This window comes from Micrococcus sp. HG099, assembly GCF_024723355.1.
GTDB lineage: Bacteria > Actinomycetota > Actinomycetes > Actinomycetales > Micrococcaceae > Micrococcus > Micrococcus endophyticus.
In genome coordinates, this window is record NZ_JANQCJ010000027.1 from 1 (window position 1) to 24,220 (window position 24,220).

A 24,220-nucleotide genomic window follows, 5' to 3' on the forward strand; every position below is an offset into this window, starting at 1 on the left:
GCCGAGGCGGGACTCCGCCTCGTCCGCGGCCTCCATGGCTTCGAGGGCGGCCCCCTCGTGCTCGTCGAGCAGGGCGGTGAGCGTGCCGTCCTCGTGCTGCATGGCCTGCAGCTCCCTGGACCCGCCCTGGCCCGCTTCGAGCCGCTCCCGGGTCCGGTCCCGACGGGCGCGGGTGGCGGCGGCCTTCTCGGTGGCCTCGGCCCCCGCCCGGTCGGCGGTGCGGGCGGCATCCTCGAGGCCGGGCAACGCCTCCTCGCGCTCCTGCGCGCGGGCGCGCAGCCGGGCGTGCTCCGGGTCCGCCTTGAGCCGACGGACGGCGGCGCGGGCCTGGTCCAGGGCCGTGTCGAGCTCCTGCAGCTCCAACAGCCGGGCCTGGACGGCCGGCGGTGCGGTGACCTCACTCATGCGTGACTCCCCTCGTCGGCCCGCTCTCCCCCGACCAGGAAGTCCCAGGGGTCGCTGCGGTGATCTGAGAACAGGGTGGTGACGCCCAGTCCCCGCTCCGCCAGGGCGGCCTCCAGGGCGCGGGCGCCGTGCTCGAGCCACAGGGACTCGCTCGCCCAGTGCGAGACGTCCACGAGCGCGGGACGTCCATCCCCCGACACCGCCGTCTCCCGGGCCTCCGAGGCCGGGTGGTGGCGCAGATCGGCGGTCACGTAGACGTCCGCGCCGGACGCGCGGACCGCGTCGAAGAGGCTGTCTCCGGCGCCACCGCACACGGCGACGCGGCGGATGCGCTGGGCGGGGTCGCCCGCCACGCGCACGCCGCCGGCCGTGGCGGGCAGCGCCGCGTGGACGACGCGGGCGAAGGCGGCCAGGTCGGTCTCCTCGGGCAGGTCGCCCACCCGGCCGATGCCTTCGGCCCCGGTGCCGGCGGCGGAGGTCGTCAGGGGCGAGAGCGCTCCGGTGACGCCAACGGCACGGGCCAGCACGTCCGAGACGCCGCCCACGACGGCGTCGGCGTTGGTGTGCGCCGCGAACAGGGCGATGCGGTGCTCGATCAGGGTGTGCAGCAGGCGTCCCTTGGCGGCGGCGGCATGCCCGACGGCGGCGACGGACGAGGTGCCGCGCAGCAGGAGCGGGTGGTGGGTGACCACGAGGTCGGCCCCACGGGCGACGGCCTCGTCGGCCACGGCCTGCACGGGGTCCAGCGCCCACAGGACGGTCCGCACCGGCGCCTCCGGGCGTCCGGCCACCGGCCCGACGGCGTCCCACGGCTCCGCCAGATCCCGCGGCCACAGCCCCTGGACAACCTCGAGGACGTGCCCGAGCGTCGGTGGGGCCAGGGCGTGCTCCGGCGAGGCGGGGACGGCGGGACGGGACACGGTCATACGGGCCATGATGGCCCACCCGGCCCGGGCACGCACGACCCCGCGGCCCTTGGTGACGGCACGGGGCGGCGTCGTCGGGAATGAAAAACGCGACCCGCGTCGCTGTGCCTGCCATGACCGACTCCCCCCGTACCGAGCCCCTCGGCGCCTCCAGCGCGCCCGCCGACGTCCGCGAGCTGACGCTCGCCGGCGGCTGCTTCTGGTGCCTCGACGCCGTCTACCGTCGCGTGCGGGGCGTGCTCGCCGTCGAGTCCGGCTACACCGGAGGCGACGACCCCGCCCCGAGCTACGAGTCCGTGTGCACCGGGACCACCGGCCATGCCGAAGCGGTCCGAGTGCGCTTCGACGCCGCCGTCGTGCCGCCCGAGGTGATCATGGACCTGTTCTTCACCGGCCACGACCCCACGTCGTTGAACCGCCAGGGGGCCGACGTCGGCACCCAGTACCGGTCGGCCGTCTTCGCCCACGACGAGGCCGAGGCCCGGTTCTTCGCGGACGAGATCGCCCGGGCCCAGGCGAACTATGACAGCCCCATCGTCACACGCGTGGAGCCGGCGTCCGCGTGGCACCCGGCTGAGGATATTCACCAGGACTTCTATGCGCGGCGTCGTTCCGACGGATACTGCCGTGTGGTCATCGATCCGAAGCTCGCGAAGGTGCGCCGGAACTACTCCGCGTGGCTCGTGGACGCCTGAGCGGCGCCGCGGCTCGATAGCCTGACGCAGGAACACCCACCCGATCGCCCGCGCCCCGAGGCGCACCACCCCCGGAGGTACCACCATGGCCCACATTCTCGACGACATCACCCAGGCGGTCGGCGGCACGCCCCTGGTCCGGCTGAACCGCCTCGCGAAGGACCTGCCCGGCGACGTCGCTGTCAAGGTGGAGTTCTACAACCCCGCCAACTCCGTGAAGGACCGCATCGGCACCGCGATCGTGGACGCCGCCGAGGCCTCCGGCGAGCTGACCCCCGGCGGCACCATCGTGGAGGGCACCTCCGGCAACACCGGCATCGCCCTGGCCATGGTCGGCGCCGCCCGCGGCTACCGCGTCATCCTGACCATGCCCGAGACCATGTCCACCGAGCGCCGCGTGATGCTCAAGGCCTTCGGCGCCGAGATCGTCCTCACCCCCGGCGCGGACGGCATGCGCGGCGCCCTCGAGCGCGCGCAGCAGATCGTGGCCAGCACCCCCAACTCGATCTGGGCCCAGCAGTTCGCCAACCAGGCCAACGTGCAGGCGCACTACACCGGCACCGGCCCCGAGATCTGGGACGCCACCGAGGGCGCCGTGGACGTGTTCATCGCCGGCGTCGGCACCGGCGGCACCATCACGGGCGCGGGCCGCTACCTGCGCGAGCAGAAGCCGGACGTGAAGCTCATCGCCGTCGAGCCGGCCGACTCCCCCATCCTCTCCGGCGGCCAGGCCGGCCCTCACAAGATCCAGGGCATCGGCGCGAACTTCGTGCCGGAGATCCTGGACACCGACCTCTACGACGAGGTCTACCCGGCAACCTTCGAGGAGTCCATCGAGACCGCCCGTCGGCTCGGGACCGAGGAGGGCATCCTCGGCGGCATCTCCACCGGCGCGATCATCTCGGCCGCCCTCAAGGAGGCCGCCAAGCCCGAGTCCGAGGGCAAGCTGATCGTCGCCATCGTGTGTGACTTCGGCGAGCGTTATATCTCCACCGCCCTCTTCGAGGACATCCGCGGCTGAGCGCCGCACCCGACCGCACCGAACGCTTCGACCCGAAGGGGCCGCCCGTGGGACTGCTCGCCCGCATCAAGGAAGACCTGGACAACGTCCGCAGCCACGACCCGGCCGCGCGCGGGGACCTCGAGGTCGCCCTCGTCTACTCGGGCCTGCACGCCGTGTGGGCGCACCGGATCGCCCACCGGATGTGGCGGCACGAGCGCCTGCGGATGCCCGCGCGCATCCTCTCCCAGGCCACCCGCGCCGCCACGGGCATCGAGATCCACCCGGGCGCCACGATCGGCCGCCGGTTCTTCATCGACCACGGCATGGGCGTGGTGATCGGCGAGACGGCCGAGATCGGCGACGACGTCATGCTCTACCACGGCGTGACGCTCGGCGGCCGGTCCCTGGCCAAGGTCAAGCGGCACCCCACCCTGCGCGACGGCGTCGTGGTGGGGGCCGGCGCCAAGATCCTCGGCCCCGTGGAGATCGGCGCGGGCTCGGCGGTGGGCGCGAACGCGGTGGTGGTCAAGGACACCCCCGCGGACGCCATCGCCACCGGCATCCCGGCGACCTACCGGCTGCGCCGCTCCCCCGCGGAGGACAAGCCCCTGGTGGACCCCGCCGAGTACGTGGACCCGGCCATGTGGATCTGAGCCGGCGGGACGCGTGAGACGCGCCCCGCCGACGGACGGCGGCCCTCCGCAGAGTCGAAGGACTCTGCGGAGGGCCGCCTTCTGCGTGGCCGGAGAGCCGGGCGCGGTCCGGCTCAGGCCGGGATGAGGCCGGCGTAGTCGGTAGAGTAGTACTTCACCGGGGTGTGCGGGATCCGGTCCCACACCGCCGGGTCGACCTGCTGCACGGCGCCGGTGGCCATGCCGTCCAGGGCCGCCGTCACCGCCAGTACGTTCTGCTTCACCAGCTTGCCGCGGGCCTTGTGGCCGAGGCTGTTCGTGTTTCCCGACGTCTCGAAGAAGATCGCGACGTTCGAGTGCCCCGTGGGGTTCAGCCCGTTCCAGTCCAGGCCCATCATCATCGCGGAGACGACGCCGCCGTGGATGTCGATCACCGTGTTCTCGCCGACGTCGTAGCGGTCCGTGCTGATGTGCCCGCGGTGCAGGGTCTCCAGCCAGACGTGGCCGGCGAGCTGACGTGCCAGGCGGTCGTACTCGCCGCCGCGGATGCCCGGCAGGGTCGGTCCGCCGGGGGCGAGGGAGACGCCGAGGGACAGCGTGACGTCCTCGCCCGTGACCCAGTCCTGCTTGAGCCACTGGTGGTGGATGTCCAGGGCGAACTCGGGCTTGACCATGGTCCAGTACTCGTACCAGGCGCGGGACTCCCGCGCCTGGAAGCGGCCGACGCCCCAGTCGCGGTTGAGGTCCACGGTGCGCGGGCGGCCGCGGCCGTCGAGCAGGGGCGCGTCCGCCTCGCGGTCCCAGAGGGTGGTGCCTCGGGTGTTCGCCTCGGAGCCGTCCGGGTTGTACATGGGGATCACGTGGACGGTGAACTCCTCGCGCATGCGGCGGTAGGCCGGGGAGCCGTTGCCGCCCAGGGAGGCGAGGACGTCGAGGGTCGCGTCCAGGCCGTAGGGCTCGTTGCCATGGATCCGGCCCTGCAGCCAGACGTGGCGCGGGCCGTGGCCGACGAGCGCCACGTAGAGGTCCCGGCCCTGCTCGGAGTGCGCCTCGGCCGTGCCGACCTCAGCCAGCGTGGTCACGCGGATCGCGCCGCGGGAGGTCCGCTCGAGCTTGCGCAGCTCGCGGAGCATGTCCGCCAGGTCGCGGATGGCGGCCAGCGGTGGGGTGTCGGACGGCGTGGGCATCGAGCCGGCGGCCTGCGCGGCGGGCGCGGCCACGAGCGGCAGGGCGACGGCGGAGGCGAGGACGCCCAGGGCGCCGCGGCGGGACAGGGACGGGGAGGTGCGAGGGCTCATGCCCCTGAGGGTAACAGGGGGTATGACGCAGATCACGCGGGGCCCGTGAGGGCCCCGCGCGGTCCGGATCAGTCCTGCGTGGGGTCGCCCTCGGCCGGCTGCGGCATGACCACGGGCACGCCCTCGCCGTCCACCTCGGTGCGGTCGCCGGACCACAGCGTGTGGAACGATCCCTCGCGGTCCACGCGCAGGTAGGTGTGCGCGCCGAAGTAGTCGCGCTGGCCCTGCACGAGGGCGGCGGGCAGGCGGTCGGCGCGCAGGCCGTCGTAGTAGGCCAGGGCGGAGGAGAACACGGGCACGGGGACGCCGGCGGCGACGGCGGTGCCCACCACGCGGCGCCAGGCCGGCAGGGCCTCGGCGATCGCCTGGGCGAACTCGGGGGCGAACAGCAGGTTCAGCGGCTGGCCCTCGGCGCGCGTGCCCGGCTCCGGGTGGCGGGCGGTGTCCCGGCCGCCGAAGGCCTTCATGATCACGTCGAGCAGGTCGGCGCGGATGATGCAGCCGTCCCGCCACAGCGAGGCGATGGTGCCCAGGTCCAGGGACCAGCCGTACTCCTCCGCGGCCGCGGCGAGCATGTCCATGCCCTGCGCGTAGGCCACGAGCTTCGAGGCGAACAGCGCCTGGCGCACGTCCTCCACGAACGCGTCCGTGTCCGTCACCGCGGGGGACGCGGCCTCTTCCACCCCGGCCTGCAGCACCTCGCGCGCCGCGGCGCGCACCTCGCGCTGGGAGGACAGGGAGCGGGCGAAGACGGACTCGGCGATCGCGGCCACCGGGGAGCCGACGTCGAGCCCCGAGATGGCGGTCCACCGGCCGGTGCCCTTCTGGCCGGCCTCGTCCACGATCACGTCCACGAGCGGGCGGCCGGTGGCGCCGTCCACCTGGGCGAGGACCTCGGCGGTGATCTCGATCAGGTAGGAGGCCAGGTCGGTCTGGTTCCAGGCGGTGAACACCCCGGCCTGCGCGGCGGGCTCGAGGCCGCCGATGCGGCGCAGCAGGTCGTAGGCCTCGCCGATGACCTGCATGTCCGCGTACTCGATGCCGTTGTGGACCATCTTCACGTAGTGCCCGGCGCCGTCCGTGCCGACCCACGCGCAGCACGGCTCGCCCTCGAAGGTCGCGGCGATCTTCTCCAGCATGGGGCCGAGGGCCTCATAGGACTTCTCGGGGCCGCCGGGCATGATCGCGGGGCCGTTGAGGGCGCCCTCCTCGCCGCCGGACACGCCCACGCCCACGAAGTGCAGGCCCTTCTCGGCCAGGGCGGCCTCGCGGCGGCGGGTGTCCTCGTAGTGGGAGTTGCCGGCGTCGATGACGATATCGCCCTCGTCCAGCAGGGGGACGAGCTGGTCGATCACGCCGTCCACGGGGGCGCCGGCCTTCACCATGATGAGCACGCGGCGCGGGGTGGCCAGGGACTGCACGAGCTCCTCGAGCGTCTCGGTGGCCACGAACGCGCCCTCGTCGCCGTGCTCGGCCACGAGCTGGTCCGTGCGGCCGCGGCTGCGGTTGTGCAGGGCCACCGTGTAGCCGTTGCGGGCGAAATTGCGGGCGAGGTTGGCGCCCATCACCGCCAGGCCCGTGACGCCGATGTCGGCCGTGCCGACGGGGACGGTGGTGCTCTGCTCGGACATCGCGGGGGGCCTCCTGTGGCTGGGACGGTGGGGGCGGGGCCGCGCCGCACGCGGTCCCGCCCACCAGCCTACGTCGCAGCGGCTCAGTCCCCCACGGCGTCGCGGCCGCGACGCACGATCAGCGGGTCCGGGGTGCCCACGACGTCGTGGTCCTTGCCCTCGTACTCGAACTGGGACAGGAAGTAGCGCATGGCGTTGAGACGGGCGCGCTTCTTGTCGTTGGAGCGCACGGAGATCCACGGGGCGTGCTCGGTGTCCGTGTGGAGGAACATGGCCTCCTTGGCCTCCGTGTACGCCTCCCAGCGGTCCAGGGACTCCAGGTCCATGGGCGAGAGCTTCCACTGGCGGACCGGGTCGATCTGACGGATCGCGAAGCGGGTGCGCTGCTCCGTCTGGGTCACGGAGAACCAGAACTTGGTGAGGTGGATGCCGTCGTCCACGAGCATCTTCTCGAACAGCGGGACCTGGTTCATGAAGCGGCGGTACTGCTCGTCCGTGGCGAAGCCCATGACGCGCTCGACCCCGGCGCGGTTGTACCAGGAGCGGTCGAACAGCACGATCTCGCCCTCCGTGGGGAAGTGCTGGATGTACCGCTGGAAGTACCACTGGCCCTGCTCGCGGTCCGAGGGCTTGCTCAGCGCGACGGTGCGGGAGGTGCGCGGGTTCAGGTGCTCCGTGAAGCGCTTGATGGTGCCGCCCTTGCCGGCGGCGTCGCGGCCCTCGAACACGATGATGTGGCGCTGGCCGGTGTCCTCGCCCCAGTACTGCAGCTTGAGCAGCTCGATCTGCAGGCGGTACTTCTCCAGCTCGTACTCGTCGCGCGTCATGCGCTCCTCGTACGGGTAGTCCTCCTTCCACGTCTCCACGGCGCGGCCCTGCGGGTCGATGAGGTCCGGGTCGTTGGTGTGGCCGTCGGAAACCGTGTAGCCGCCGTCCCGCAGCTTGTCGATGAACTCGCGGAGGTTCTCGCGGGGGGCGTCGGGCTGCAGCAGCTCCATGGGCCGTCTCCTTCAGACAGGGGGTGCGACGCGCCGCCCGACCGTCCTCGTCCGGAGGGGACGGGGACGGCGGGCGGCGGCCAGTGGTCTCCCGTCCATTATGGTCGGCGCGGCCCTCGCGGTCCCGGGCTGCGCGCCCGGTCGGATGAACTCCGGATGAACCTTCGCCCCGGGCCGTCCCGACGAAAGGCCCCGTCGGGCCGGCCCGTCGGGCGGGCGCCGGAGGCCGGCCGCGGGACGCGTCAGGCGCCGGGGCCCACGCCGAGCAGCTCATCGATCGCGGCGACGGCGGCGCGGGCCGCGTCGACGTCGGCGAACTGGGCCACCGCGTCGTCGTACCGGCGGTGGCCGGGCAGCTTCAGGCCCACCGTGGCGCCGTCGGTGGCGGGCAGGATCCAGATCCGGCCGCGCGGCTCCACGTCGCGGGACTCGGCGACGTCGGCCTCCTCGAACTCGCGGTCGTAGCCGGCCCACTCGACGCCGGGGCGCGGAGTGTCGGCGCCGTCGAGGACGTCCCGACCGCCCATGCGCAGGCAGGTGACGGACTGCAGCAGCGCGTCGAGGGTGCGGGCGGTCGCCTTGCCGGCCAGCTCGTCCTGGAAGAGGCCGAGGATGGACCACTGCCCGTCCTGGAGGAAGAGCATGGTCTGCCCCGCCTCCCCTCCGGTGATGACGGCGAGGTGACGGGCGGCGCCGTCGGGGCGGGCGGGCAGCTTCCAGAAGCCGAGGGGGGTCGCGGACATGGCCACCACCCTAGTGTGGGGAGGATGAGCTGGTTCCCCCGCCGACGAGCGGCGTCCGCGCCGCGCGCCCTCGCCGCCCGACTCGAGAACGCCGACGCGATCGCGGCCGCCGCCCGCCGCGCGGACGTGCCGCTGCCGGTGGCGGCGGCGCTCGCCCAGCTCGAGTCCGGCGGACGCAACGTCTTCGGCCACGACGCCGGCGGGGTGCATGCCGCGGCCCGCGGCACGGACGTGCCCGTGACCCGGGAGCTCTTCGAGGAGCTCGAGGCCCGGGTGGCCGCCGGGGAGACCTCCAACGGGGTGGGACCGGCGCAGATCACGTGGCCCCCGTACTTCGCGCAGGCGCGCCGCCGCGGGCTGCGGCTGTGGGACCCCGAGGACAACATGGCTTTCGGGCTCGAGATCCTGCGCGGCCACCTCGGCGGGGACCTCACGGAGGAGGGGATCGCGCGGGCCGGCACGCTGTACAACGCCGGGACGCTGCAGGGCGGCGTCACCGACTACGGACGCCGCCTGGCCCGGGCGAGCCGCGACTGGGCGCGGCGCCTCGGGGAGCCGGCCCCGCCGTCGTCGTCCCCGGGGCGCGGCGCGGGACGGGACGGCGACCGCGGGCGGGCCCGGTCAGGGGCGCCGGGCCGCACCCACGTGATCGAGCCCGGCGACACGCTGTGGGCGATCGCGCGGGCGAACGGCACTGACGTCGCCACGCTGCGCCGGCTCAACCCGGACCTCGTCCCGGAGGCCCTGGCCGTGGGCGCCCCCGTGCGCCTGCCGTGAGGCCGGCTCAGGCCAGGTTCACCAGCAACACGTAGGCGAGGGTGCCCGCGGCGATGGAGAGCAGGGTGCGCCGGCCGCCGAGCAGGTGCACGGCCACGGTCACCACGGCGGCGATCAGGGCGTGCGCCACCCGGCGCGGGTCCACGGGGGCGCCGGGGGCGAGCGCCGCGGCGTCGAGCAGCATCACCACGGCGAGGATCGTCAGGACCCCGGCGGGCATCCACACGGCCAGGCGCGCGGCGAGCACCGACTCGCGCAGCGGGCGCAGCAGCGCGAACGGCAGCGCGCGCAGAGCGAAGGTGACGGCCCCGGCCACCACGGCCACGGCCACGAGGTACGCCGCACCCGTCATCGGGGCTCCTCCCCCGGCGCCGGCCCGGCGACGGCGGGCACGGGCCCGGTGGCCGGCGTCGGGGCGGGCAGCGGCAGCTCCACGCCCCGCCGGGCGAGCACGTGCAGCGCGATGAGCACGGCCGCATAGACCGCGAAAGCCGCCACGAGCAGCTGCCCGGGCGCCACCAGCAGGCCGACCCCGACGGCGAGCGCGGCCGCCAGCACCAGGGGCGCCTGGGCGCGGGTGCGGGCCGCGTCCAGGGCCAGGACGATGAACAGGGCGACGAGCGCGAACTCGAGCCCCTCCACCGGGCCCGGCAGCAGCCAGGCCACCGCGACGCCCGCGAGCCCGCCGAGCACCCAGTAGGCGTGCAGCGCGACCTGCAGGGCGATCAGCCGCGGCGCGGTCCAGCCGCGCGGGTGGGCGGCGGCGATCGCATAGGCCTCGTCGATCAACGCGCCCATCGAGTACAGCCGGGCCAGCGGATGCCGGACCACGCGCAGCGGGAAGCTGAACGCGTAGAACACGTGCCGGAAGTTCACGAGGAACACCGTCACCGCGATCGTCAGCAGGGGCGTGGCGGCCACCGCGAGGGAGACGAGCAGCAGCTCCACGGAGCCGGCGAACACCACCACGGAGAACAGCGGCGCCACCCACGCGGGCAGGCCGGCCTGGACCACGAGCATCCCGAAGGCCACGCCCAGCGGGAACAGGCCGAGCCCGGCGGCCAAGGACAGGCGGACGCCGGTGCGGACCTCGGCGGCGCGAGACGGCGGTGGGGCGGGGTGCGGCGAGGGGTGCAGGGAGGGGGCGTTCATGACGCTGTCAGGGTCTCACACGGGCGAGCGGTCGGACGGTCAGCGCCGGGCGCGGGCGAGGACGGTGAACACGTGCCAGTGCTTCGGCCCGGAGAACGCGGGGCCGCGCTCGGACCGCTCGGTCAGCTCCACGACCTCCAGGCCTCGCAGGAGGTCCTCCACCTCGGGCCGGGTCAGGTAGGTCCCGGCGTCCGAGGACCAGTCGTCCTCCGCCCCGAAGAGGTCGACGGCGAGGACGCCGCCCGGCGCCAGGGCGGCGCGGATGCGGGACCACACGGCGTCGAAGGCGTGCCGCGGGACGAAGGGCAGGGCGGCGTTGGCGAGCACCAGGTCCGCGGCGGGCAGGGGGTCCCAGTCCTCGATGCGCCCCGTGCGATGGTCCAGGGCTCCCCCGGCGGCGAGGGCCGCCATGGCGGGGGCGACGCTCGGGTCCGCGTCGATGGTGCTCACGGTCAGGCCCAGGGCCAGCAGGTGGCGCGCCTCGACGCCGGCCCCGCACCCGAGCTCGACGGCGTGGCGGGCGCGGAGGTCGGCATCGGTGGCGAGGGCGTCGACGGCCCGGGCCGTGAGCGGCCGGATCCGGCCCCGGCCGGCCTGCGCGGCGTTGTACTCGGCCCAGTCGCCGCGGCTCGTCGGCGCGGGGGTCGTCATGTGCTCAGTCTGCCATCCGGGCTGGCCGGGAAGCCCCGCCCGTGACGAGCCGGCGACGCCGCCGCAGGGACGGGCGCTCGAGGGCCCGGGGACCGGTGCGGCTGCGCCGCCCCTCCCGGCGGATCGACGGAAACGGCCCGGATCGACGGCCGTTCCGTCGGTCTCGACCGATTCCGTCGATCCCACGGGTTCGAGGAGGGGGATCCGGCCGGGATGGGGCCGGCGGTGAGGCCGGGGACGGACCGGCGGCGGCAGGAGTGACAACGGCGGGGGCGGAACGAGCCCACAAGAAGGCCGCGAGCCGGGCTGTCGCCCTCACGGCGACGGCCCGGCTCAGGGCGGGGGTGGACCCAGACGGACTCGAACCGCCGACACCCGCGGTGTAAACGCGGTGCTCTGACCAACTGAGCTATGGGTCCCGACGAGGGTCCAGGCTACCGGTCGCCGAGCAGGGCGCGCGTCGCCTCCTCGTGCTCCGCCCGCGAGCGCGGCCGGCCCGGGGCGGCCGTCACGCGGGCGGCCTCGACGCCGTCGGCGTCCAGGAGCACGGACACGCGGAGGGCGCGGCCGGTCGCCGCGTCGAACGCGTCCAGCGCCGCGCAGGCCGCGCCGTGCGGCCAGAAGTCGGAGAGCAGGACCAGCTCCTCGTACAGCCCCAGGTCCTCGCGGACCCGACGCAGCACGGGGGCCGCGTCGCAGGCGATGACCCGCACGGCCACGCCGTCGGCGGCGAGGTCCGTGGCCAGCTCCCCCAGCCAGCCCAGCTCGCCGGTGCACACCGGGGTGAACGCCCCGGGCAGGAGGACGAGCCACGTGGCCCGCGGCGCGGTCGCGTCCTCGGGCCCGCGCGTCGGCGGCCAGGGCCAGTCCTGGCCGCGGTCGTCCCGCAGGGCGGGGACGGCACCGGGCTCCTCGGCCACCGCGCTTCTGCACGGGCCGTCAGCCACCGCGCTTCTGCGCGGGTCGTCAGCCACCGCGCTTCTGCACGAGCCGCTGGGCCGCCCAGTCCTCGGAGACGCCCGCGCCGGTGGTGGCGTGCAGGCCCGCGGTGCCGGCGGCCTCCTGCACGTCCGCCGGGTTCACGTGCCCGGCCCGTCCCTTGCGCGGGGTCATCAGCCACACGGGGCCGGAGTCCAGGGAGCGCTGGGCGTCCACGAGCGCGTCCGCGAGGTCCGTGACGTCGCCGTCCTCGGCGCGCCACCAGTACAGGACGGCGTCCGCCGGCTCCTGGTCCTCCTCGGTCAGCAGCTCTTCGCCGAGGGCGTCCTCCAGGCCGTCGCGGAAGGTGAAGTCGACGTCGTCGTCGTACCCCCACTCCTGCACAAGGTCGCCCTGCGCGAGGGCGAGCTCCGCCAGGAGCGCGCTGTCCGTCGAGGTCGGCGTCGACCCTGCCTCCATAGTGTCCGGTCCTCCTTGATGGTGGGCGGGCACTGCGGCCCGCGCCGTCGAGCGGGTGATGGCCCCACCATACGCCGTGGGCGCCCGCGACCCGGGGCGTCGTCTCGCGCGCGAGAGGCCCGCCCCGACTACTGTGGTCCCGAACAGACGCACTCCCCGGGCCACCGCCCGGCCCGGCGTCGCGGGGTCGGACCGGACCGTCTGCCCCGCAGCACACCGCGGAGCACCCCTCCGCACGACAGCCAGGAGGCACCGTGAGCGCAGCCGAAGAGAGTTCCCAGATCCTCAGCGGCCTGACCCAGCAGTTCCCGGACAAGGATCCGCAGGAGACCGCCGAGTGGATCGAGTCGCTCGACGGGCTCATCGAGGAGCGGGGCACCGAGCGCGCGCAGTTCATCATGCGCTCGCTGCTCCAGCGCGCGGGGGCGAAGTCCGTGGGCGTGCCGATGGTCACCACCACGGACTACGTCAACACGATCCCCGCCGACCAGGAGCCCGAGTACCCCGGCGACGAGGAGCTCGAGCGCCGCTACCGCAACTACCTGCGCTGGAACGCCGCGGCCATCGTGCAGCGCGCTCAGAAGGACGGCATCGGCGTCGGCGGCCACATCTCCTCGTACGCCGGCCAGGCGACCCTCTACGAGGTGGGCCTGAACCACTTCTTCCGCGGCCAGGACCACCCCGGCGGCGGCGACCACATCTTCTTCCAGGGCCACTCCTCCCCGGGCAACTACGCCCGCGCGTTCCTCGAGGGCCGTCTCACCGAGGAGGACCTGGACGGCTTCCGCCAGGAGAAGTCCCGCCAGGGCCACGCCCTGTCCTCCTACCCGCACCCGCGGATGATGCCGGACTTCTGGCAGTTCCCCACCGTGTCCATGGGCCTGGGCCCGATGAACGCGATCTTCCAGGCGCAGACCAACCGGTACCTGCACAACCACGGGATCAAGGACACCTCCGACCAGCACGTCTGGGCGTTCCTCGGCGATGGCGAGATGGACGAGCCCGAGTCGCGCGGCCAGCTGCACGTGGCGGCCAACGACAAGCTCGACAACCTGACCTTCGTCATCAACTGCAACCTGCAGCGCCTCGACGGCCCGGTGCGCGGCAACGGCAAGATCGTCCAGGAGCTGGAGTCCTACTTCCGCGGCGCCGGCTGGAACGTCATCAAGGTCCTGTGGGGCCGCGAGTGGGATCCGCTGCTCGAGGCCGACGACGAGGGCGAGCTCGTGCGCATCATGAACGAGACGCTCGACGGCGACTACCAGACCTACAAGGCCGAGTCCGGCGGCTTCGTCCGCGACCACTTCTTCGGCCGCTCCTCCGCCACCAAGGAGATGGTGGCGGACATGAGCGACGACGAGATCTGGGGCCTCAAGCGCGGCGGCCACGACTACCGCAAGGTCTACGCCGCCTACAAGTCCGCCATGGAGCACAAGGGCCAGCCCACCGTGATCCTCGCGCACACCATCAAGGGCTACGGCCTGGGCAAGTCCTTCGAGGGCCGCAACGCGACGCACCAGATGAAGAAGATGACGGTCGAGGACATCAAGGTGTTCCGCGACCGCCACCGCATCCCCGTCACGGACGAGCAGATCGAGCGCGACCCCTACGACATCCCGTACTACCACCCGGGCAAGGACGCCCCGGAGATCAAGTACCTGATGGAGCGGCGCAAGGAGCTCGGCGGCTTCGTCCCCGAGCGCCGGGCGAAGCACCACAGCATCCCGGTGCCCCCGGAGGCCGCCTACAAGCAGGCGCGCAAGGGCTCGGGCAAGCAGCAGGCGGCCACCACCATGGCGTTCGTCCGGCTGCTCAAGGACCTGATGCGGGACAAGAACATGGGCTCGCGCATCGTGCCGATCATCCCGGACGAGGCCCGCACCTTCGGCATGGACTCGTTCTTCCCGACGGCGAAGATCTACAACCCCAAGGGCCAGAACTACCTGTCCGTGGACCGCGACCTCTTCCTGTCCTACAAGGAGTCGCCGCAGGGGAAGATCTACCACGTCGGCATCAACGAGGACGGCGCCACCGCCGCCTTCAACGCGGTGGGCACGGCGTACTCCACCCACGGCGAGCCGATGATCCCCGTCTACATCTTCTACTCGATGTTCGGGTTCCAGCGGACGGCCGACAACATCTGGGCCGCCGGCGACCAGCTCGCGCGCGGCTTCATGATCGGCGCGACGGCGGGCCGCACCACGCTCGCGGGCGAGGGCACCCAGCACATGGACGGCCACTCCCCCGTGATCGCGGGCACCAACCCGGCCGTGAAGCACTACGACCCGGCGTACTCCTACGAGATCGCGCATATCGTGCGTCAGGGCTTCGAGGACATGTACGGCGAGCACGACCGCGGCGAGGACGTCCGCAACGTCATCTACTACCTCACGGTCTACAACGAGCCGATCCACCACATCGACGAGCCCGAGGACCTGGACGTGGAGGGCCTGCTCAAGGGCATCTACCGCCTCTCCGAGGGCCAGGGCGACGGCCCGAAGGTCCAGCTGATGGGCTCCGGCGTCTCGCTGCCGTGGGCCGTCGAGGCGCAGGGCATCCTCGCCGAGGAGTGGGGCGTGAACGCGTCCGTGTGGTCGGTGACCTCGTACAACGAGCTGTACCGCGACGCCGTCGCTGCGGAGAAGGACGCCCTCAAGGACCCGTCGGCCGCCCCGCGCGTGCCGTACGTGACCCAGAAGCTCGAGGGCGCCGAGGGCCCCGTGGTGGCCACCTCGGACTTCGCCACCTCGTGGACGAACCAGATCCGCCCGTTCATCCCGAACCGGTTCGCGGCCCTGGGCGCCGACGAGTTCGGCTTCGCCGACACCCGGTCGGCGGCGCGCCGGTACTTCCTCATCGACTCCCACTCGATGGTGGTCCGCGCCCTGCAGCTCCTCGAGGAGGAGGGCTCCGTGGAGAAGGGCACCGCCGCGAAGGCCCACGAGAAGTACCGCCTGGACGACGTGAACGCCGGCACCACCGGCAACGCGGGCGGCGACGCCTGACCCGTCCGTCCCGGGGGCGCTGAGGCGCTCCCCGACCCGGCATCGGCCGGCCGCCTCCCCTGCGGAGGCGGCCGGCCGTCGTCGTCCCCGGGCCCCTCCTGGCCTCGCCGCGCGGCGCGCCGGGGGCCGGGCCCGACGGCGCCGCTGTAGGAACCCCACAACGCGGCCCTAGGATGGAGCGCATGCCCGAGCCCCGATCCGCCGCCCCGCGCCCTGTGAGCACCGAGGGGCGCGCCCGCCTGCGCAGCCACCTCGGCGCCCTCAACACGGCCGTGCTGCAGCGGCTCGACGCCACGCTGCCCTGGTACCGAGGGCTGACCCCGGACGAGCGCAGCGCCCTCGGGCTCGTGGCCCAGCGCGCCCTGCAGGGCTTCATCTCCTGGTTCGACCGCCCGACGACGGCAGGCCACGTCCTCCAGGACGTCTTCGGCCCGGCGCCGACCGACCTCACGCGCGCCATCTCCCTGCAGCGCGCGCTGCAGCTGATCCGCACGATGGTGGACGTCGTGGAGACCCGCGTGCCCGAGCTGCTGGCCGAGCGGGACCAGGCGCCCATCCGCGAGCACGTCCTGCACTACTCCCGGGAGGTCGCCTTCGCCCTGGCAGACGTCTACGCGCGCGCCGCGGAGATGCGCGGGGCGATGGACTCCCGGCTCGAGGCGGTGCTCCTGGACGCCGTGCTGCGCGGCCAGGACCCGGACGAGATCCGCCACCGCGCCACGGCGCTGGGCTGGCGCGGGGACCACCGCGTCATGGTGATGGCGGGCCTGGCGCCGGGCCAGGACCAGCCGGCCTTCATCCCGGGGCTGCGCCGGGCGGCCGCGAAGCTGGACTGCGACCTGCTCGTGGGCGTGCAGGCGGAGCGGCTCGTGCTCGTGATCGGCTCGGTCACGGACGCGCAGGTGGTGGGCGAGGCCCTCACGCCCTGGTTCGCCCCGGGCCCGGTGATCCTCGGGCCCGTGGTGGACTCCCTGGTGGAGGCGCACGTCTCGGCCCGGCACACGCTCGCCGGGCTCGGCGCCGCCCCCGCGCACCCGCGCGCCGTCCGCCCCACGCCGGCCGAGGACCTGCTGCCGGAGCGGGCGCTGCTGGGCGACCCCACGGCCTACGAGGCCCTCGTGGACGGCGTGTACGCGCCGCTGGCGGACGCCGGCACCGCGCTGCTGGAGACGGTGGACGCGTACGGCGCGCTCGGCCACTCCCTCGAGGGCACGGCGCGGGAGCTCTTCGTCCACGCGAACACGGTGCGGTACCGCCTCAAGCGAGTGGCCGAGGTGACGGGCTGGGACCCCCTGGTCCCCCGGGACGCCTACGTGCTGCAGACGGCCGTGACCCTCGGGCGGCTCGCCGGGTCCCGGCCGGGCGTCGCCGAGGCCTCCGCCTGAGGCGGCCTCGCCGGGCGCCCGAACTTGTAGGAACCCTCCAAAACGGCTCGCCGGGGTTCGTGGCCCCGTCTCCCCGGGTCCGGGCGTGAACCCTGACACCATGGAGGAATGCTTGCCATCGTGTGCCCCGGACAGGGCTCCCAGACGCCCGGCTTCCTCTCCCCCTGGCTGGAGCTGGACGGCACCCGCGCCCTGCTCGAGTCGCTCTCGGACGCCGCAGGCGTGGACCTCGTCCGCCACGGCACCGAGTCGGACGAGGAGACCATCAAGGACACGGCGGTCGCCCAGCCGCTGATCGTGGCCGCCGGCCTGGTGGCCGCCGCCGCCCTCGAGGCCGACGCCGCCGCCCCGGCGTCCACGTTCGTCGCCGGCCACTCCGTCGGCGAGATCACCGCCGCCGCCGTCACCGGCGTGCTCTCCCCCGCCGACGCGCTCGCCCTCGTGCGGGTGCGCGCCACCGGGATGGCCCGGGCCGCCGCCGCCACGCCCACCGGCATGGCCGCCGTCGTGGGCGGGGACAAGGACGAGGTCCTGGCCGCGATCGAGGCCGCAGACCTCGCCCCCGCGAACGTCAACGGCGCCGGCCAGATCGTGGCCGCCGGCACCGCGGAGGCCCTCGCCGCCCTCGGCGAGTCCGCCCCCGCCCGTGCCCGCGTCATCCCCCTCAAGGTGGCCGGAGCGTTCCACACGGAGCACATGCGCCCCGCCGTCGGGGAGCTCGCCGCCCACGTGGCCGGGCTCTCCCCCGCGGACCCCCGCCTCACCCTGCTCTCCAACCGCGACGGCCAGGCGGTGGACGCGGGCGCCGAGGTGCTCTCCCGGATCGTGGACCAGGTGACCCGCCCCGTGCGCTGGGACCTCTGCATGGAGGCCATGGCCGAGCGGGAGGTCACGGGGGTCCTCGAGCTCCTGCCCGGTGGCACACTGACCGGACTGGCCAAGCGCGGGCTCAAGGGCACCGCTCAGCTCGCCGTGAAGACCCCCGAGGACCTGGACGCCGCGCGGGCGTTCCTGGCCGAGCACACGGCCTGAACCCCGCGCTCCGTCCCCCAGAGAGAAGCAGCATGACCGTCACCCTGAAGCAGCACGAGCGCCCCGCGGCGAGCCGCATCGTCTCCGTCGGCGCGTACCGTCCGAAGAACCTCGTCCCCAACGAGGACCTCGTCGGCCCGATCGACTCCTCGGACGAGTGGATCCGCCAGCGCACCGGCATCGTCACCCGCCAGCGCGCGACCGCGGAGGAGACCGTCCCGGCCATGGCCGTCGCCGCCGGACGCGAGGCCCTCGAGCGGGCCGGCCTGACCGGCGCGGACCTCGACGCCGTGATCGTCTCCACCGTGACGTTCCCGCACGCCACCCCCTCCGCGGCCACCCTCGTGGCCCACGAGCTCGGCGCCACCCCCGCCCCCGCCTTCGACGTCTCGGCCGCCTGCGCCGGCTACTGCTACGGCGTGGCCCAGGCCGACGCCCTGGTGCGCGCCGGCACCGCCAAGCACGTGCTGGTCGTCGGCGTGGAGCGCCTGTCCGACGTCGTGGACCCCACCGACCGCTCCATCTCCTTCCTGCTGGGCGACGGCGCGGGCGCCGTGATCGTCTCCGCCGCGGACGAGCCGGGCATCTCCCCCTCCGTGTGGGGCTCGGACGGCGAGCGCTGGGAGACCATCTCCATGACCCACTCCCAGCTGGAGCTGCGCGACGTCGTCGAGCAGGCCCGCACCAGCGGCGACGCCACGGCGATCACCGGCTCCGAGGAGATGGTCTGGCCCACGCTGCGCCAGGACGGCCCCTCCGTGTTCCGCTGGGCCGTGTGGTCCATGGCGAAGGTGGCCCGCGAGGCCCTCGACGCCGCCGGCGTGGAGCCCGAGGACCTCGTGGCGTTCATCCCCCACCAGGCGAACATGCGGATCATCGACGAGTTCGCCAAGCAGCTGAAGCTGCCGGAGTCCGTGACCGTGGCCCGCGACATCGCGGACGCCGGCAACACCTCCGCGGCCTCCATCCCGCTGGCCATGCACCGCCTTCTCGAGGAGGACCCGTCGCTCTCCGGCGGCCTGGCCCTGCAGATCGGCTTCGGCGCCGGGCTCGTCTACGGCGCCCAGGTGGTGCGCCTCCCCTGAGGCCGCGCCGTCTGATTCACTGACCACGTACACCCGTACGACCCCCAACAAGAAGGAGACGCCCCATGGCTTCCAAGGAAGAGATCCTCGCCGGCCTCGCCGAGATCGTGAACGAGGAGACCGGCCTCGACACCGCCGACGTGCAGCCGGAGAAGTCCTTCACGGACGACCTGGACATCGACTCGATCTCGATGATGACCATCGTGGTCAACGCCGAGGACAAGTTCGGCGTGAAGATCCCGGACGAGGAGGTCAAGAACCTCAAGACCGTCCAGGACGCCGTCGACTTCATCGACAACGCCCAGGCCTGATCGGCCCCCGACGGCGGCGGGCCCGGCCCACCCCGTTCGCCCGTGCGGCGCCGGGGGCGCTCCAGCGCCCCCGGCCCCCGCGGCCCCACGACTTCCCGGCACGCGCCGCCGCGCACCCTCCACCGAGGCCCTGCGCCCCGTGTCGATGACCCCTCCGCCCGCCCCACCCGAGACCCCAGAGGCAGCAGACCCATGACCCGCACCGCAGTGATCACCGGCCTCGGCGCCACCACGCCCATCGGCGGCGACGTGCCCACCTTCTGGTCCAACGCCCTCAAGGGCGTCTCCGGGGCGCGCACCATGGAGCACGAGTGGGTGGCGGAGCTGGGCCTGCCCGTCACCTTCGCCGCCGAGCTCGCGGTGCCCACCGCGGACGTGCTCTCCAAGGTGGAGCAGAAGCGCCAGGACCCCGGCACCCAGATGGCCACCGTGGCCGCCCGCGAGGCGTGGCGGGACGCGGGCCTCGAGGGCGTAGAGCTCGACGGCGACCGCCTCGCCGTGGCCTTCGGCACCGGCATCGGCGGCGTGTGGACCCTCCTGGACGGCTGGGACACCCTGCGCGAGCGCGGCCCCCGCCGCGTCCTGCCGATGACCGTGCCCATGCTCATGCCCAACGGCGCCGCCGGCGCCCTCTCCCTCGAGTTCGGCGCCCGCGCCGGCGCCCGCACCGTGGTGTCCGCGTGCGCCGCAGGCACCGAGGCCCTTGAGACCGCGCTGCTGCTGATCCGCTCCGGCCAGGCCGACGTCGTGATCTGCGGCGCCTCCGAGGCCGCCGTGCACCCGCTGCCGATGGCCGCGTTCGCCGCCATGCAGGCACTGTCCAAGCGCAACGACGACCCGCAGGCCGCCTCCCGCCCCTACGACGTGGACCGGGACGGCTTCGTGCTCGGTGAGGGCGCCGGGGTCATGGTGGTGGAGTCCGAGGAGCACGCCCGCGCCCGCGGCGCCCGCGTGTACGCCGAGCTCGCCGGCACCGGCGTCACCTCCGACTCGCACCACATCACCGCCCCGGAACCCGAGGGCCTGGGCGCCACCCGCGCGATGCGCGCCGCCCTCAAGGCCGCCGGCCTCACCCCCCAGGACGTGTGCCACGTGAACGCGCACGCCACCTCCACCCCCAAGGGCGACGCCCCCGAGTACCTGGCCATGAAGGCCGTGTTCGGGGACCACCTGGACCAGGTGCAGGTCTCCGCCACCAAGTCCCAGACCGGCCACCTGCTGGGCGCCTCGGGCGCGATCGAGTCGATCCTCTCCGTGCTCGCCGTGCACCACGGCCAGGCGCCCGTGACGATCAACCTGGAGAACCAGGACCCGGAGATCCCGCTCAACGTGGTCACCGGGTCCCCCGCGCAGCTGCCCGAGGGCCCGCGCGTCGCCGTGAAGAACTCCTTCGGCTTCGGCGGGCACAACGCCGTGGCGGTCTTCCGCAGCGTCTGAGGTCGCCCGCTCGGCGCCGACGCGCCGGGAGACGACGGGAGGCCGGTCCCTGCGGGGCCGGCCTCTTGCGTCGTCGGCGGAGCGGGCGGGATGCCGGCCGCCGACGAGGGCGTCGTCGGCGGAGCGGGCGGGATGCCGGCCGCCGAAGAGGGCGTCGTCGGTCAGCCGACCCGGTGCAGCCAGCGCACGTTGGCGTCCGCGGCCGCGAGGCGGAACGGCTCGAGCTCCTCGTCCCAGGCCTCGCCCAGGGCGAGGGAGAGCTCGTGGAGCAGGACGGCGGGGTCCCCCGCGCCGGCCTCGTAGGCGTAGCGGATCCGGTCCTCGGAGACCATGGTGTTCCCGGAGACGTCCGTGGTGGCGTGGAAGATGCCGAGGTCCGGGGTGTGGGACCAGCGCGAGCCGTCGACGCCGGCCGAGGGCTCCTCGGTGATCTCGAAACGCAGGTGCGGCCAGCCGCGCAGCGCGGAGGCGAGCCGGGCGCCGGTGCCGGCGGGCGCGGTCCAGCGCAGCTCGGTGCGGTGCTGGCCGGGCGCGACCGGCTGGCCTTGCCACTCGACGGGGGTCTCGGGGCCGAGCACGGAGCTCAGCGCCCATTCCACGTGCGGGCACAGGGCGGTCGGCGCGGAGAGGATGTGGACCACGCCGCGGGTGGTGGTGCTGGTCATGGATTCCTCCGTCGGGGTGCGAGGCGGTGCGTCTTCCCCTACGACCACGTGACGCCGGCGGCGGAACCTCTCGTCATTGTGCATCAGGGTCCCGGGCCCGGCAACGATGTTGGGCGAGGCGTCGGCGTGTCGCGCCCGTGACGCCCGCGGGAGCACGGGGGACGACGACGGCGGAGCGGGGGACGACGACGGCGCCGGGTCTGTACCCCGGCGTGGGCCGAGGGTCCTCGGGGGGCGGGCCGTGGGCCGCTCAGGCGCGGGGGTGGGCCTGCCGGTAGCCCTCGCGGAGCCGATCGATGGACACGTGCGTGTAGACCTGGGTGGTGCGCAGGGACGAGTGCCCGAGCACCTCCTGGACGCTGCGCAGGTCCGCGCCGCCGTCGAGCAGGTGAGTGGCAGCGGTGTGCCGCAGGGCGTGCGGGCCACGGGCGGCGGTGTCCCCCAGCCCCTCGAGGGCCCGGTCGACGACGGCGCGCACCTGCCGGACGCCGAGGCGACCGCCGCGCACGCCGAGGAACAGGGCGGGCCCGGAGCCGTCCCGGGCCAGGCGCGGCCGACCGAGGCGCAGCCACGCGTCGAGGGCGCGGGCCGCGGGCGCGCCGTACGGGACGGTGCGCTGGCGGTCGCCCTTGCCCGTGAGCCGGGCGACGGCCCGGCCGGGCTCGAGGTCGTCCACGTCCAGGGCGGACAGCTCGGCCACGCGGGCGCCGGTGGCGTAGAGCAGCTCGAGCAGGGCGGCGTCCCGCAGGGCCAGCGCGTGGGCGGCGGGGTCGTCGCCGACCGCCGCCTCCTCGACGCGGGCCTGGGCGCCGGCGAGGAGCCGCTCGGCCTGCTGCTCCTGGAGCACGTGGGGCAGGGTGGCGGCGGGCCGCGGCGAGCGCAGCCGCAGCGCCGGGTCGTCCTCGCGCAGCCCCTCGCGGCGCAGCCAGCCGGTGAACGTGCGGACGGCGGCCACGCGGCGGGCGAGCGTGGTGCGGGCCAGGCCGGCGTCCGTCATCGCGGCCAGCCAGCCGCGCAGGTCCTCGACGTCGACCTCGGCGAACACGTCGGGCGCCACGGCGTCGGCATCGACGGCGGCATCCGAGGCCGCGGTTCCGGGGTGGCCGCCCCTCGTCCCCGACGCCACGTGGGCGACGAGGTCGCGCAGGTCCGTGGCGTAGGCCCGCACGGTCTGGGGGCTGCGGTTGCGCTCGTGCCGCAGGTGCTCCTCGAAGGCCTCGAGCCACGCGGCGTCCCGGGGCGAGGGCGCGAACGCCCGCGCGGCGGCGGGACGGGCGGAGGAGGACGACGAGGCCATCCCCCCACTCTGCCACCCCTCGGCCTCCACCCCTCGGCCTCCACCCCTCGGCCCCCGCTCTCCTGTCAGCCCCGCTCCCCCACGCACGCGCGACGTCGGCCGCTCAGGCCCGGCGCCATCGGTCGTCCACGCGCCGGGCCAGGCCCACCCGCTGCAGCCGGGACAGGGACGCCAGGACGGTCGGCAGGGCGAGGCCCGCGCTCACGGCGATCCGGTCCACGGGCACGGCCTGCCGCAGCGGCAGCGCCTCGTGGACGAGCGCCTCCTCCACGCTCAGCCCGTCCGTGACCCGCACGGGCGAGGCGGCGGAGGCGAGCGAGGAGGGCGCCGTGTTCTCACCCCCGGTGCCGCCCGGCCGCGGGGCGGGCGCGCCGCCGTCGAGCAGGGCCAGGGCCTCGGCCTTCGAGGTCACGAGCCGCGCCGGGGTCTCCTGGAGCAGGCGGTGGCAGCCGGCCGAGCTCGGCGAGGTGACGGGTCCGGGCACCGCGCCGACCTCCCGGCCCAGGCCGAACGCGTGGCCGGCGGTGTTCTGCGCGCCCGAGCGCCAGCGGGCCTCCACGACCAGCACGGCGCCCGCCAGCGCCGCGATCACACGGTTGCGCTGGAGGAACCGGTACCGCGTGGGGCTGGCCCCCGGCGGCATCTCCGAGACGAGGAGCCCGGCGGCCATGACCTCCCGGAGCAGGTCCTCGTGGCCCGCCGGGTAGAACCGGTCCAGGCCGCCGGCCAGCACGGCCACCGTCGGCGGCACCCGGTCCGACGCGCCGCCGGGCCCGTCGTGGCCGTCCGGATCCTCCGGCTCGACGGGCGCCGCCAGGGCGGCCCGGTGCGCGGCGCCGTCGATCCCGTACGCCCCGCCGGAGACCACGCACACGCCCTGCTGGACGGCGTGCGCGGCCAGGCGCGTGGTGACGGCGCGCCCGTAGGCGGTGGCCTCCCGGCTCCCGACCACGGCGAGCGCCCGTGACGCCGGCGGCAGCGTCCCCGGTCCGCGGAACCAGAGGCCGAGCGGGGCGGCCTCCCCGAGGTCGTCCAGGGCGGCGGGCCAGGCCTCGTCCTCGGGGACGAGCAGGCCGCCGCCGAGGCGGTGCAGCGCGACGAGGTCCCGCACCGGGTCCAGGCGGGCGGCGCGGGGCGCCCAGCGGTCCAGCCCGGCGGACCAGCGGCGTGCCAGGGTGTCCGGTGCGCCGGCGTGCTCGGCGAGCAGGTCCCGCTCCGCGGGCTGGATGGCCTCCCGGCCGGTGAGCAGGACGAGGGCCCGCTCGGGGCCGAGCGCGGCCACCGCGTGGACCGCGAGCGCGTCCCCGGGCTCGACGAGGCGGGTGAGCGCGGCGCGGGCGATCCGGGCGGCGTCGGGCCGCTGCGTGTCAGGTCGGTGCGCGTCCGGCCGCTGCGTGTCCGGCCGCTGCGCGGCGGCCGCGGGATGGTCGTGGGCGGCGGTGGCGGTCATGTCTCGTCCTCCTCCTGGTGGCGCAGGGTCAGCGCGACGTCGGTGTCCTCGGGGGCGGGCGTCTCGGCGCCGCGCAGGTCGGCCAGGGTCCAGGCGAGCCGGAGCACGCGGGCGTGGCCGCGGGTTCTCACTCGCGTCGAAGCCGGTGATCCAGGAGTGCACGTTGCCCGTGTCCCCCACCTCGGCCGTGCCCGACTTGGCCGCGATCCGCACCGTGTCCGACTGCACGGATCCCAGGATGCCG

24 protein-coding genes, 1 tRNA gene and 1 pseudogene are annotated in these 24,220 nt (G+C 74.6%); 10 read left to right on the forward strand and 16 right to left on the reverse strand.

Going from position 1 to position 24,220, the window contains the following annotated elements; translation table 11 throughout:
• Positions 1-405: pseudogene (locus tag NWP10_RS04075) on the reverse strand (DNA-binding protein); the annotation flags it as partial.
• Positions 402-1,331, reverse strand: coding sequence for a Nif3-like dinuclear metal center hexameric protein (locus tag NWP10_RS04080; protein ID WP_017489080.1), 930 nt, complete (start codon positions 1,329-1,331; stop codon positions 402-404). The gene NWP10_RS04080 and the pseudogene NWP10_RS04075, both read right to left, overlap by 4 nt.
• Positions 1,332-1,444: 113 nt before the next feature.
• Here NWP10_RS04080 and msrA point away from each other — a divergent pair, with 113 nt between their 5' ends.
• From msrA to epsC, 3 genes are all read left to right on the forward strand, one after another.
• Complete coding sequence (msrA, locus tag NWP10_RS04085) at positions 1,445-2,026, forward strand: peptide-methionine (S)-S-oxide reductase MsrA (protein ID WP_017489079.1); 582 nt, start codon at positions 1,445-1,447, stop codon at positions 2,024-2,026.
• An 85-nt stretch (positions 2,027-2,111) separates the two neighbouring features.
• Entirely contained in the window at positions 2,112-3,047 is a 936-nt protein-coding gene (cysK, locus tag NWP10_RS04090) for a cysteine synthase A (protein ID WP_258299964.1), read from the forward strand.
• Between the two features lie 47 nt (positions 3,048-3,094).
• The gene (gene epsC / locus NWP10_RS04095; protein WP_017489077.1) at positions 3,095-3,682 is read left to right on the forward strand and encodes a serine O-acetyltransferase EpsC; all 588 of its coding nucleotides are present in this window, start codon (positions 3,095-3,097) and stop codon (positions 3,680-3,682) included.
• A gap of 113 nt (positions 3,683-3,795) precedes the next feature.
• Here the strand turns inward: epsC and NWP10_RS04100 are convergent, their stop codons facing one another.
• The 4 genes from NWP10_RS04100 to NWP10_RS04115 form a co-directional block, all read right to left on the reverse strand.
• On the reverse strand, positions 3,796-4,959 hold the full coding sequence (locus tag NWP10_RS04100) for a M14 family zinc carboxypeptidase (protein ID WP_258299965.1): 1,164 nt from the start codon (positions 4,957-4,959) through the stop codon (positions 3,796-3,798).
• Between the two features lie 68 nt (positions 4,960-5,027).
• Positions 5,028-6,590 (reverse strand): NADP-dependent phosphogluconate dehydrogenase, encoded by a 1,563-nt coding sequence (gene gndA / locus NWP10_RS04105; protein WP_258299966.1) that lies wholly within the window; start codon positions 6,588-6,590, stop codon positions 5,028-5,030.
• 83 nt (positions 6,591-6,673) lie between these two features.
• A complete protein-coding gene (gene ppk2 / locus NWP10_RS04110) occupies positions 6,674-7,588 on the reverse strand; it encodes a polyphosphate kinase 2 (RefSeq protein WP_017489074.1) in 915 nt (304 codons plus the stop codon).
• Between the two features lie 242 nt (positions 7,589-7,830).
• Positions 7,831-8,331, reverse strand: a complete 501-nt coding sequence (locus tag NWP10_RS04115; protein ID WP_017489073.1) for a hypothetical protein — start codon at positions 8,329-8,331, stop codon at positions 7,831-7,833.
• 24 nt (positions 8,332-8,355) lie between these two features.
• Here NWP10_RS04115 and NWP10_RS04120 point away from each other — a divergent pair, with 24 nt between their 5' ends.
• Entirely contained in the window at positions 8,356-9,108 is a 753-nt protein-coding gene (locus NWP10_RS04120; RefSeq protein ID WP_017489072.1) for a LysM domain-containing protein, read from the forward strand.
• A gap of 7 nt (positions 9,109-9,115) precedes the next feature.
• On the opposite strand, the gene NWP10_RS04125 is transcribed toward NWP10_RS04120, so the two are convergent.
• The 6 genes from NWP10_RS04125 to NWP10_RS04150 form a co-directional block, all read right to left on the reverse strand.
• Positions 9,116-9,460 carry an AzlD domain-containing protein gene (locus NWP10_RS04125; protein WP_258299968.1) on the reverse strand — a complete coding sequence of 115 codons (345 nt, stop codon included), beginning with the start codon at positions 9,458-9,460 and terminating at the stop codon, positions 9,116-9,118.
• Positions 9,457-10,260 carry an AzlC family ABC transporter permease gene (locus tag NWP10_RS04130; protein WP_258299969.1) on the reverse strand — a complete coding sequence of 268 codons (804 nt, stop codon included), beginning with the start codon at positions 10,258-10,260 and terminating at the stop codon, positions 9,457-9,459. The genes NWP10_RS04125 and NWP10_RS04130 overlap by 4 nt, the downstream gene beginning before the upstream one ends.
• A gap of 39 nt (positions 10,261-10,299) precedes the next feature.
• Complete coding sequence (locus NWP10_RS04135) at positions 10,300-10,911, reverse strand: trans-aconitate 2-methyltransferase (RefSeq protein ID WP_017488228.1); 612 nt, start codon at positions 10,909-10,911, stop codon at positions 10,300-10,302.
• Positions 10,912-11,256: 345 nt separating this feature from the next.
• Positions 11,257-11,330: transfer RNA gene (locus NWP10_RS04140), tRNA-Val, on the reverse strand.
• Positions 11,331-11,345: 15 nt separating this feature from the next.
• Positions 11,346-11,831 (reverse strand): redoxin domain-containing protein, encoded by a 486-nt coding sequence (locus tag NWP10_RS04145; protein WP_258299970.1) that lies wholly within the window; start codon positions 11,829-11,831, stop codon positions 11,346-11,348.
• Between the two features lie 46 nt (positions 11,832-11,877).
• Positions 11,878-12,309 (reverse strand): DUF3052 domain-containing protein, encoded by a 432-nt coding sequence (locus NWP10_RS04150; protein WP_017488230.1) that lies wholly within the window; start codon positions 12,307-12,309, stop codon positions 11,878-11,880.
• A 254-nt stretch (positions 12,310-12,563) separates the two neighbouring features.
• Here NWP10_RS04150 and aceE point away from each other — a divergent pair, with 254 nt between their 5' ends.
• The 6 genes from aceE (at position 12,564) to fabF (ending at position 20,564) form a co-directional block, all read left to right on the forward strand.
• A complete protein-coding gene (gene aceE / locus NWP10_RS04155) occupies positions 12,564-15,314 on the forward strand; it encodes a pyruvate dehydrogenase (acetyl-transferring), homodimeric type (protein WP_017488231.1) in 2,751 nt (916 codons plus the stop codon).
• Positions 15,315-15,496: 182 nt separating this feature from the next.
• Positions 15,497-16,699: a helix-turn-helix domain-containing protein gene (locus NWP10_RS12430; protein WP_309137693.1), complete on the forward strand. Its 1,203-nt coding sequence runs from the start codon at positions 15,497-15,499 to the stop codon at positions 16,697-16,699.
• Between the two features lie 108 nt (positions 16,700-16,807).
• Entirely contained in the window at positions 16,808-17,731 is a 924-nt protein-coding gene (locus NWP10_RS04165) for an ACP S-malonyltransferase (RefSeq protein ID WP_258299971.1), read from the forward strand.
• Between the two features lie 32 nt (positions 17,732-17,763).
• Positions 17,764-18,816 carry a beta-ketoacyl-ACP synthase III gene (locus NWP10_RS04170; protein ID WP_017489699.1) on the forward strand — a complete coding sequence of 351 codons (1,053 nt, stop codon included), beginning with the start codon at positions 17,764-17,766 and terminating at the stop codon, positions 18,814-18,816.
• Between the two features lie 65 nt (positions 18,817-18,881).
• A complete protein-coding gene (locus tag NWP10_RS04175; protein WP_017489700.1) occupies positions 18,882-19,127 on the forward strand; it encodes an acyl carrier protein in 246 nt (81 codons plus the stop codon).
• 192 nt (positions 19,128-19,319) lie between these two features.
• The gene (gene fabF, locus NWP10_RS04180) at positions 19,320-20,564 is read left to right on the forward strand and encodes a beta-ketoacyl-ACP synthase II (protein WP_258299972.1); all 1,245 of its coding nucleotides are present in this window, start codon (positions 19,320-19,322) and stop codon (positions 20,562-20,564) included.
• Between the two features lie 161 nt (positions 20,565-20,725).
• Here the strand turns inward: fabF and NWP10_RS04185 are convergent, their stop codons facing one another.
• From NWP10_RS04185 to NWP10_RS04200, 4 genes are all read right to left on the reverse strand, one after another.
• Positions 20,726-21,229 (reverse strand): DUF3145 domain-containing protein, encoded by a 504-nt coding sequence (locus tag NWP10_RS04185; RefSeq protein ID WP_184171440.1) that lies wholly within the window; start codon positions 21,227-21,229, stop codon positions 20,726-20,728.
• Positions 21,230-21,479: 250 nt separating this feature from the next.
• Positions 21,480-22,526: a tyrosine recombinase XerC gene (locus NWP10_RS04190; protein ID WP_258299973.1), complete on the reverse strand. Its 1,047-nt coding sequence runs from the start codon at positions 22,524-22,526 to the stop codon at positions 21,480-21,482.
• Between the two features lie 103 nt (positions 22,527-22,629).
• The gene (locus NWP10_RS04195; RefSeq protein WP_258299974.1) at positions 22,630-23,976 is read right to left on the reverse strand and encodes a DNA-processing protein DprA; all 1,347 of its coding nucleotides are present in this window, start codon (positions 23,974-23,976) and stop codon (positions 22,630-22,632) included.
• A complete protein-coding gene (locus tag NWP10_RS04200) occupies positions 23,973-24,107 on the reverse strand; it encodes a hypothetical protein (protein WP_375162464.1) in 135 nt (44 codons plus the stop codon). The genes NWP10_RS04195 and NWP10_RS04200 overlap by 4 nt, the downstream gene beginning before the upstream one ends.
• Between the last annotated feature and the right edge of the window lie 113 nt (positions 24,108-24,220).

Bases quoted from the DNA above. Each gene is read 5' to 3' on its own strand.
- NWP10_RS04135 (WP_017488228.1), bottom strand. From the start codon at position 10,911: ATGACGACCCCCGCGCCGACGAGCCGCGGCGACTGGGCCGAGTACAAC.
- ppk2 (WP_017489074.1), bottom strand. From the start codon at position 7,588: ATGGAGCTGCTGCAGCCCGACGCCCCCCGCGAGAACCTCCGCGAGTTC.
- NWP10_RS04120 (WP_017489072.1), top strand. From the start codon at position 8,356: ATGAGCTGGTTCCCCCGCCGACGAGCGGCGTCCGCGCCGCGCGCCCTC.
- NWP10_RS04080 (WP_017489080.1), bottom strand. From the start codon at position 1,331: ATGACCGTGTCCCGTCCCGCCGTCCCCGCCTCGCCGGAGCACGCCCTG.
- NWP10_RS04100 (WP_258299965.1), bottom strand. From the start codon at position 4,959: ATGAGCCCTCGCACCTCCCCGTCCCTGTCCCGCCGCGGCGCCCTGGGC.
- NWP10_RS04125 (WP_258299968.1), bottom strand. From the start codon at position 9,460: ATGACGGGTGCGGCGTACCTCGTGGCCGTGGCCGTGGTGGCCGGGGCC.
- NWP10_RS12430 (WP_309137693.1), top strand. From the start codon at position 15,497: ATGCCCGAGCCCCGATCCGCCGCCCCGCGCCCTGTGAGCACCGAGGGG.
- NWP10_RS04130 (WP_258299969.1), bottom strand. From the start codon at position 10,260: ATGAACGCCCCCTCCCTGCACCCCTCGCCGCACCCCGCCCCACCGCCG.
- NWP10_RS04150 (WP_017488230.1), bottom strand. From the start codon at position 12,309: ATGGAGGCAGGGTCGACGCCGACCTCGACGGACAGCGCGCTCCTGGCG.
- fabF (WP_258299972.1), top strand. From the start codon at position 19,320: ATGACCCGCACCGCAGTGATCACCGGCCTCGGCGCCACCACGCCCATC.
- NWP10_RS04185 (WP_184171440.1), bottom strand. From the start codon at position 21,229: ATGACCAGCACCACCACCCGCGGCGTGGTCCACATCCTCTCCGCGCCG.
- NWP10_RS04175 (WP_017489700.1), top strand. From the start codon at position 18,882: ATGGCTTCCAAGGAAGAGATCCTCGCCGGCCTCGCCGAGATCGTGAAC.
- NWP10_RS04170 (WP_017489699.1), top strand. From the start codon at position 17,764: ATGACCGTCACCCTGAAGCAGCACGAGCGCCCCGCGGCGAGCCGCATC.
- msrA (WP_017489079.1), top strand. From the start codon at position 1,445: ATGACCGACTCCCCCCGTACCGAGCCCCTCGGCGCCTCCAGCGCGCCC.
- NWP10_RS04115 (WP_017489073.1), bottom strand. From the start codon at position 8,331: ATGTCCGCGACCCCCCTCGGCTTCTGGAAGCTGCCCGCCCGCCCCGAC.
- gndA (WP_258299966.1), bottom strand. From the start codon at position 6,590: ATGTCCGAGCAGAGCACCACCGTCCCCGTCGGCACGGCCGACATCGGC.
- cysK (WP_258299964.1), top strand. From the start codon at position 2,112: ATGGCCCACATTCTCGACGACATCACCCAGGCGGTCGGCGGCACGCCC.
- NWP10_RS04165 (WP_258299971.1), top strand. From the start codon at position 16,808: ATGCTTGCCATCGTGTGCCCCGGACAGGGCTCCCAGACGCCCGGCTTC.
- NWP10_RS04195 (WP_258299974.1), bottom strand. From the start codon at position 23,976: ATGACCGCCACCGCCGCCCACGACCATCCCGCGGCCGCCGCGCAGCGG.
- NWP10_RS04190 (WP_258299973.1), bottom strand. From the start codon at position 22,526: ATGGCCTCGTCGTCCTCCTCCGCCCGTCCCGCCGCCGCGCGGGCGTTC.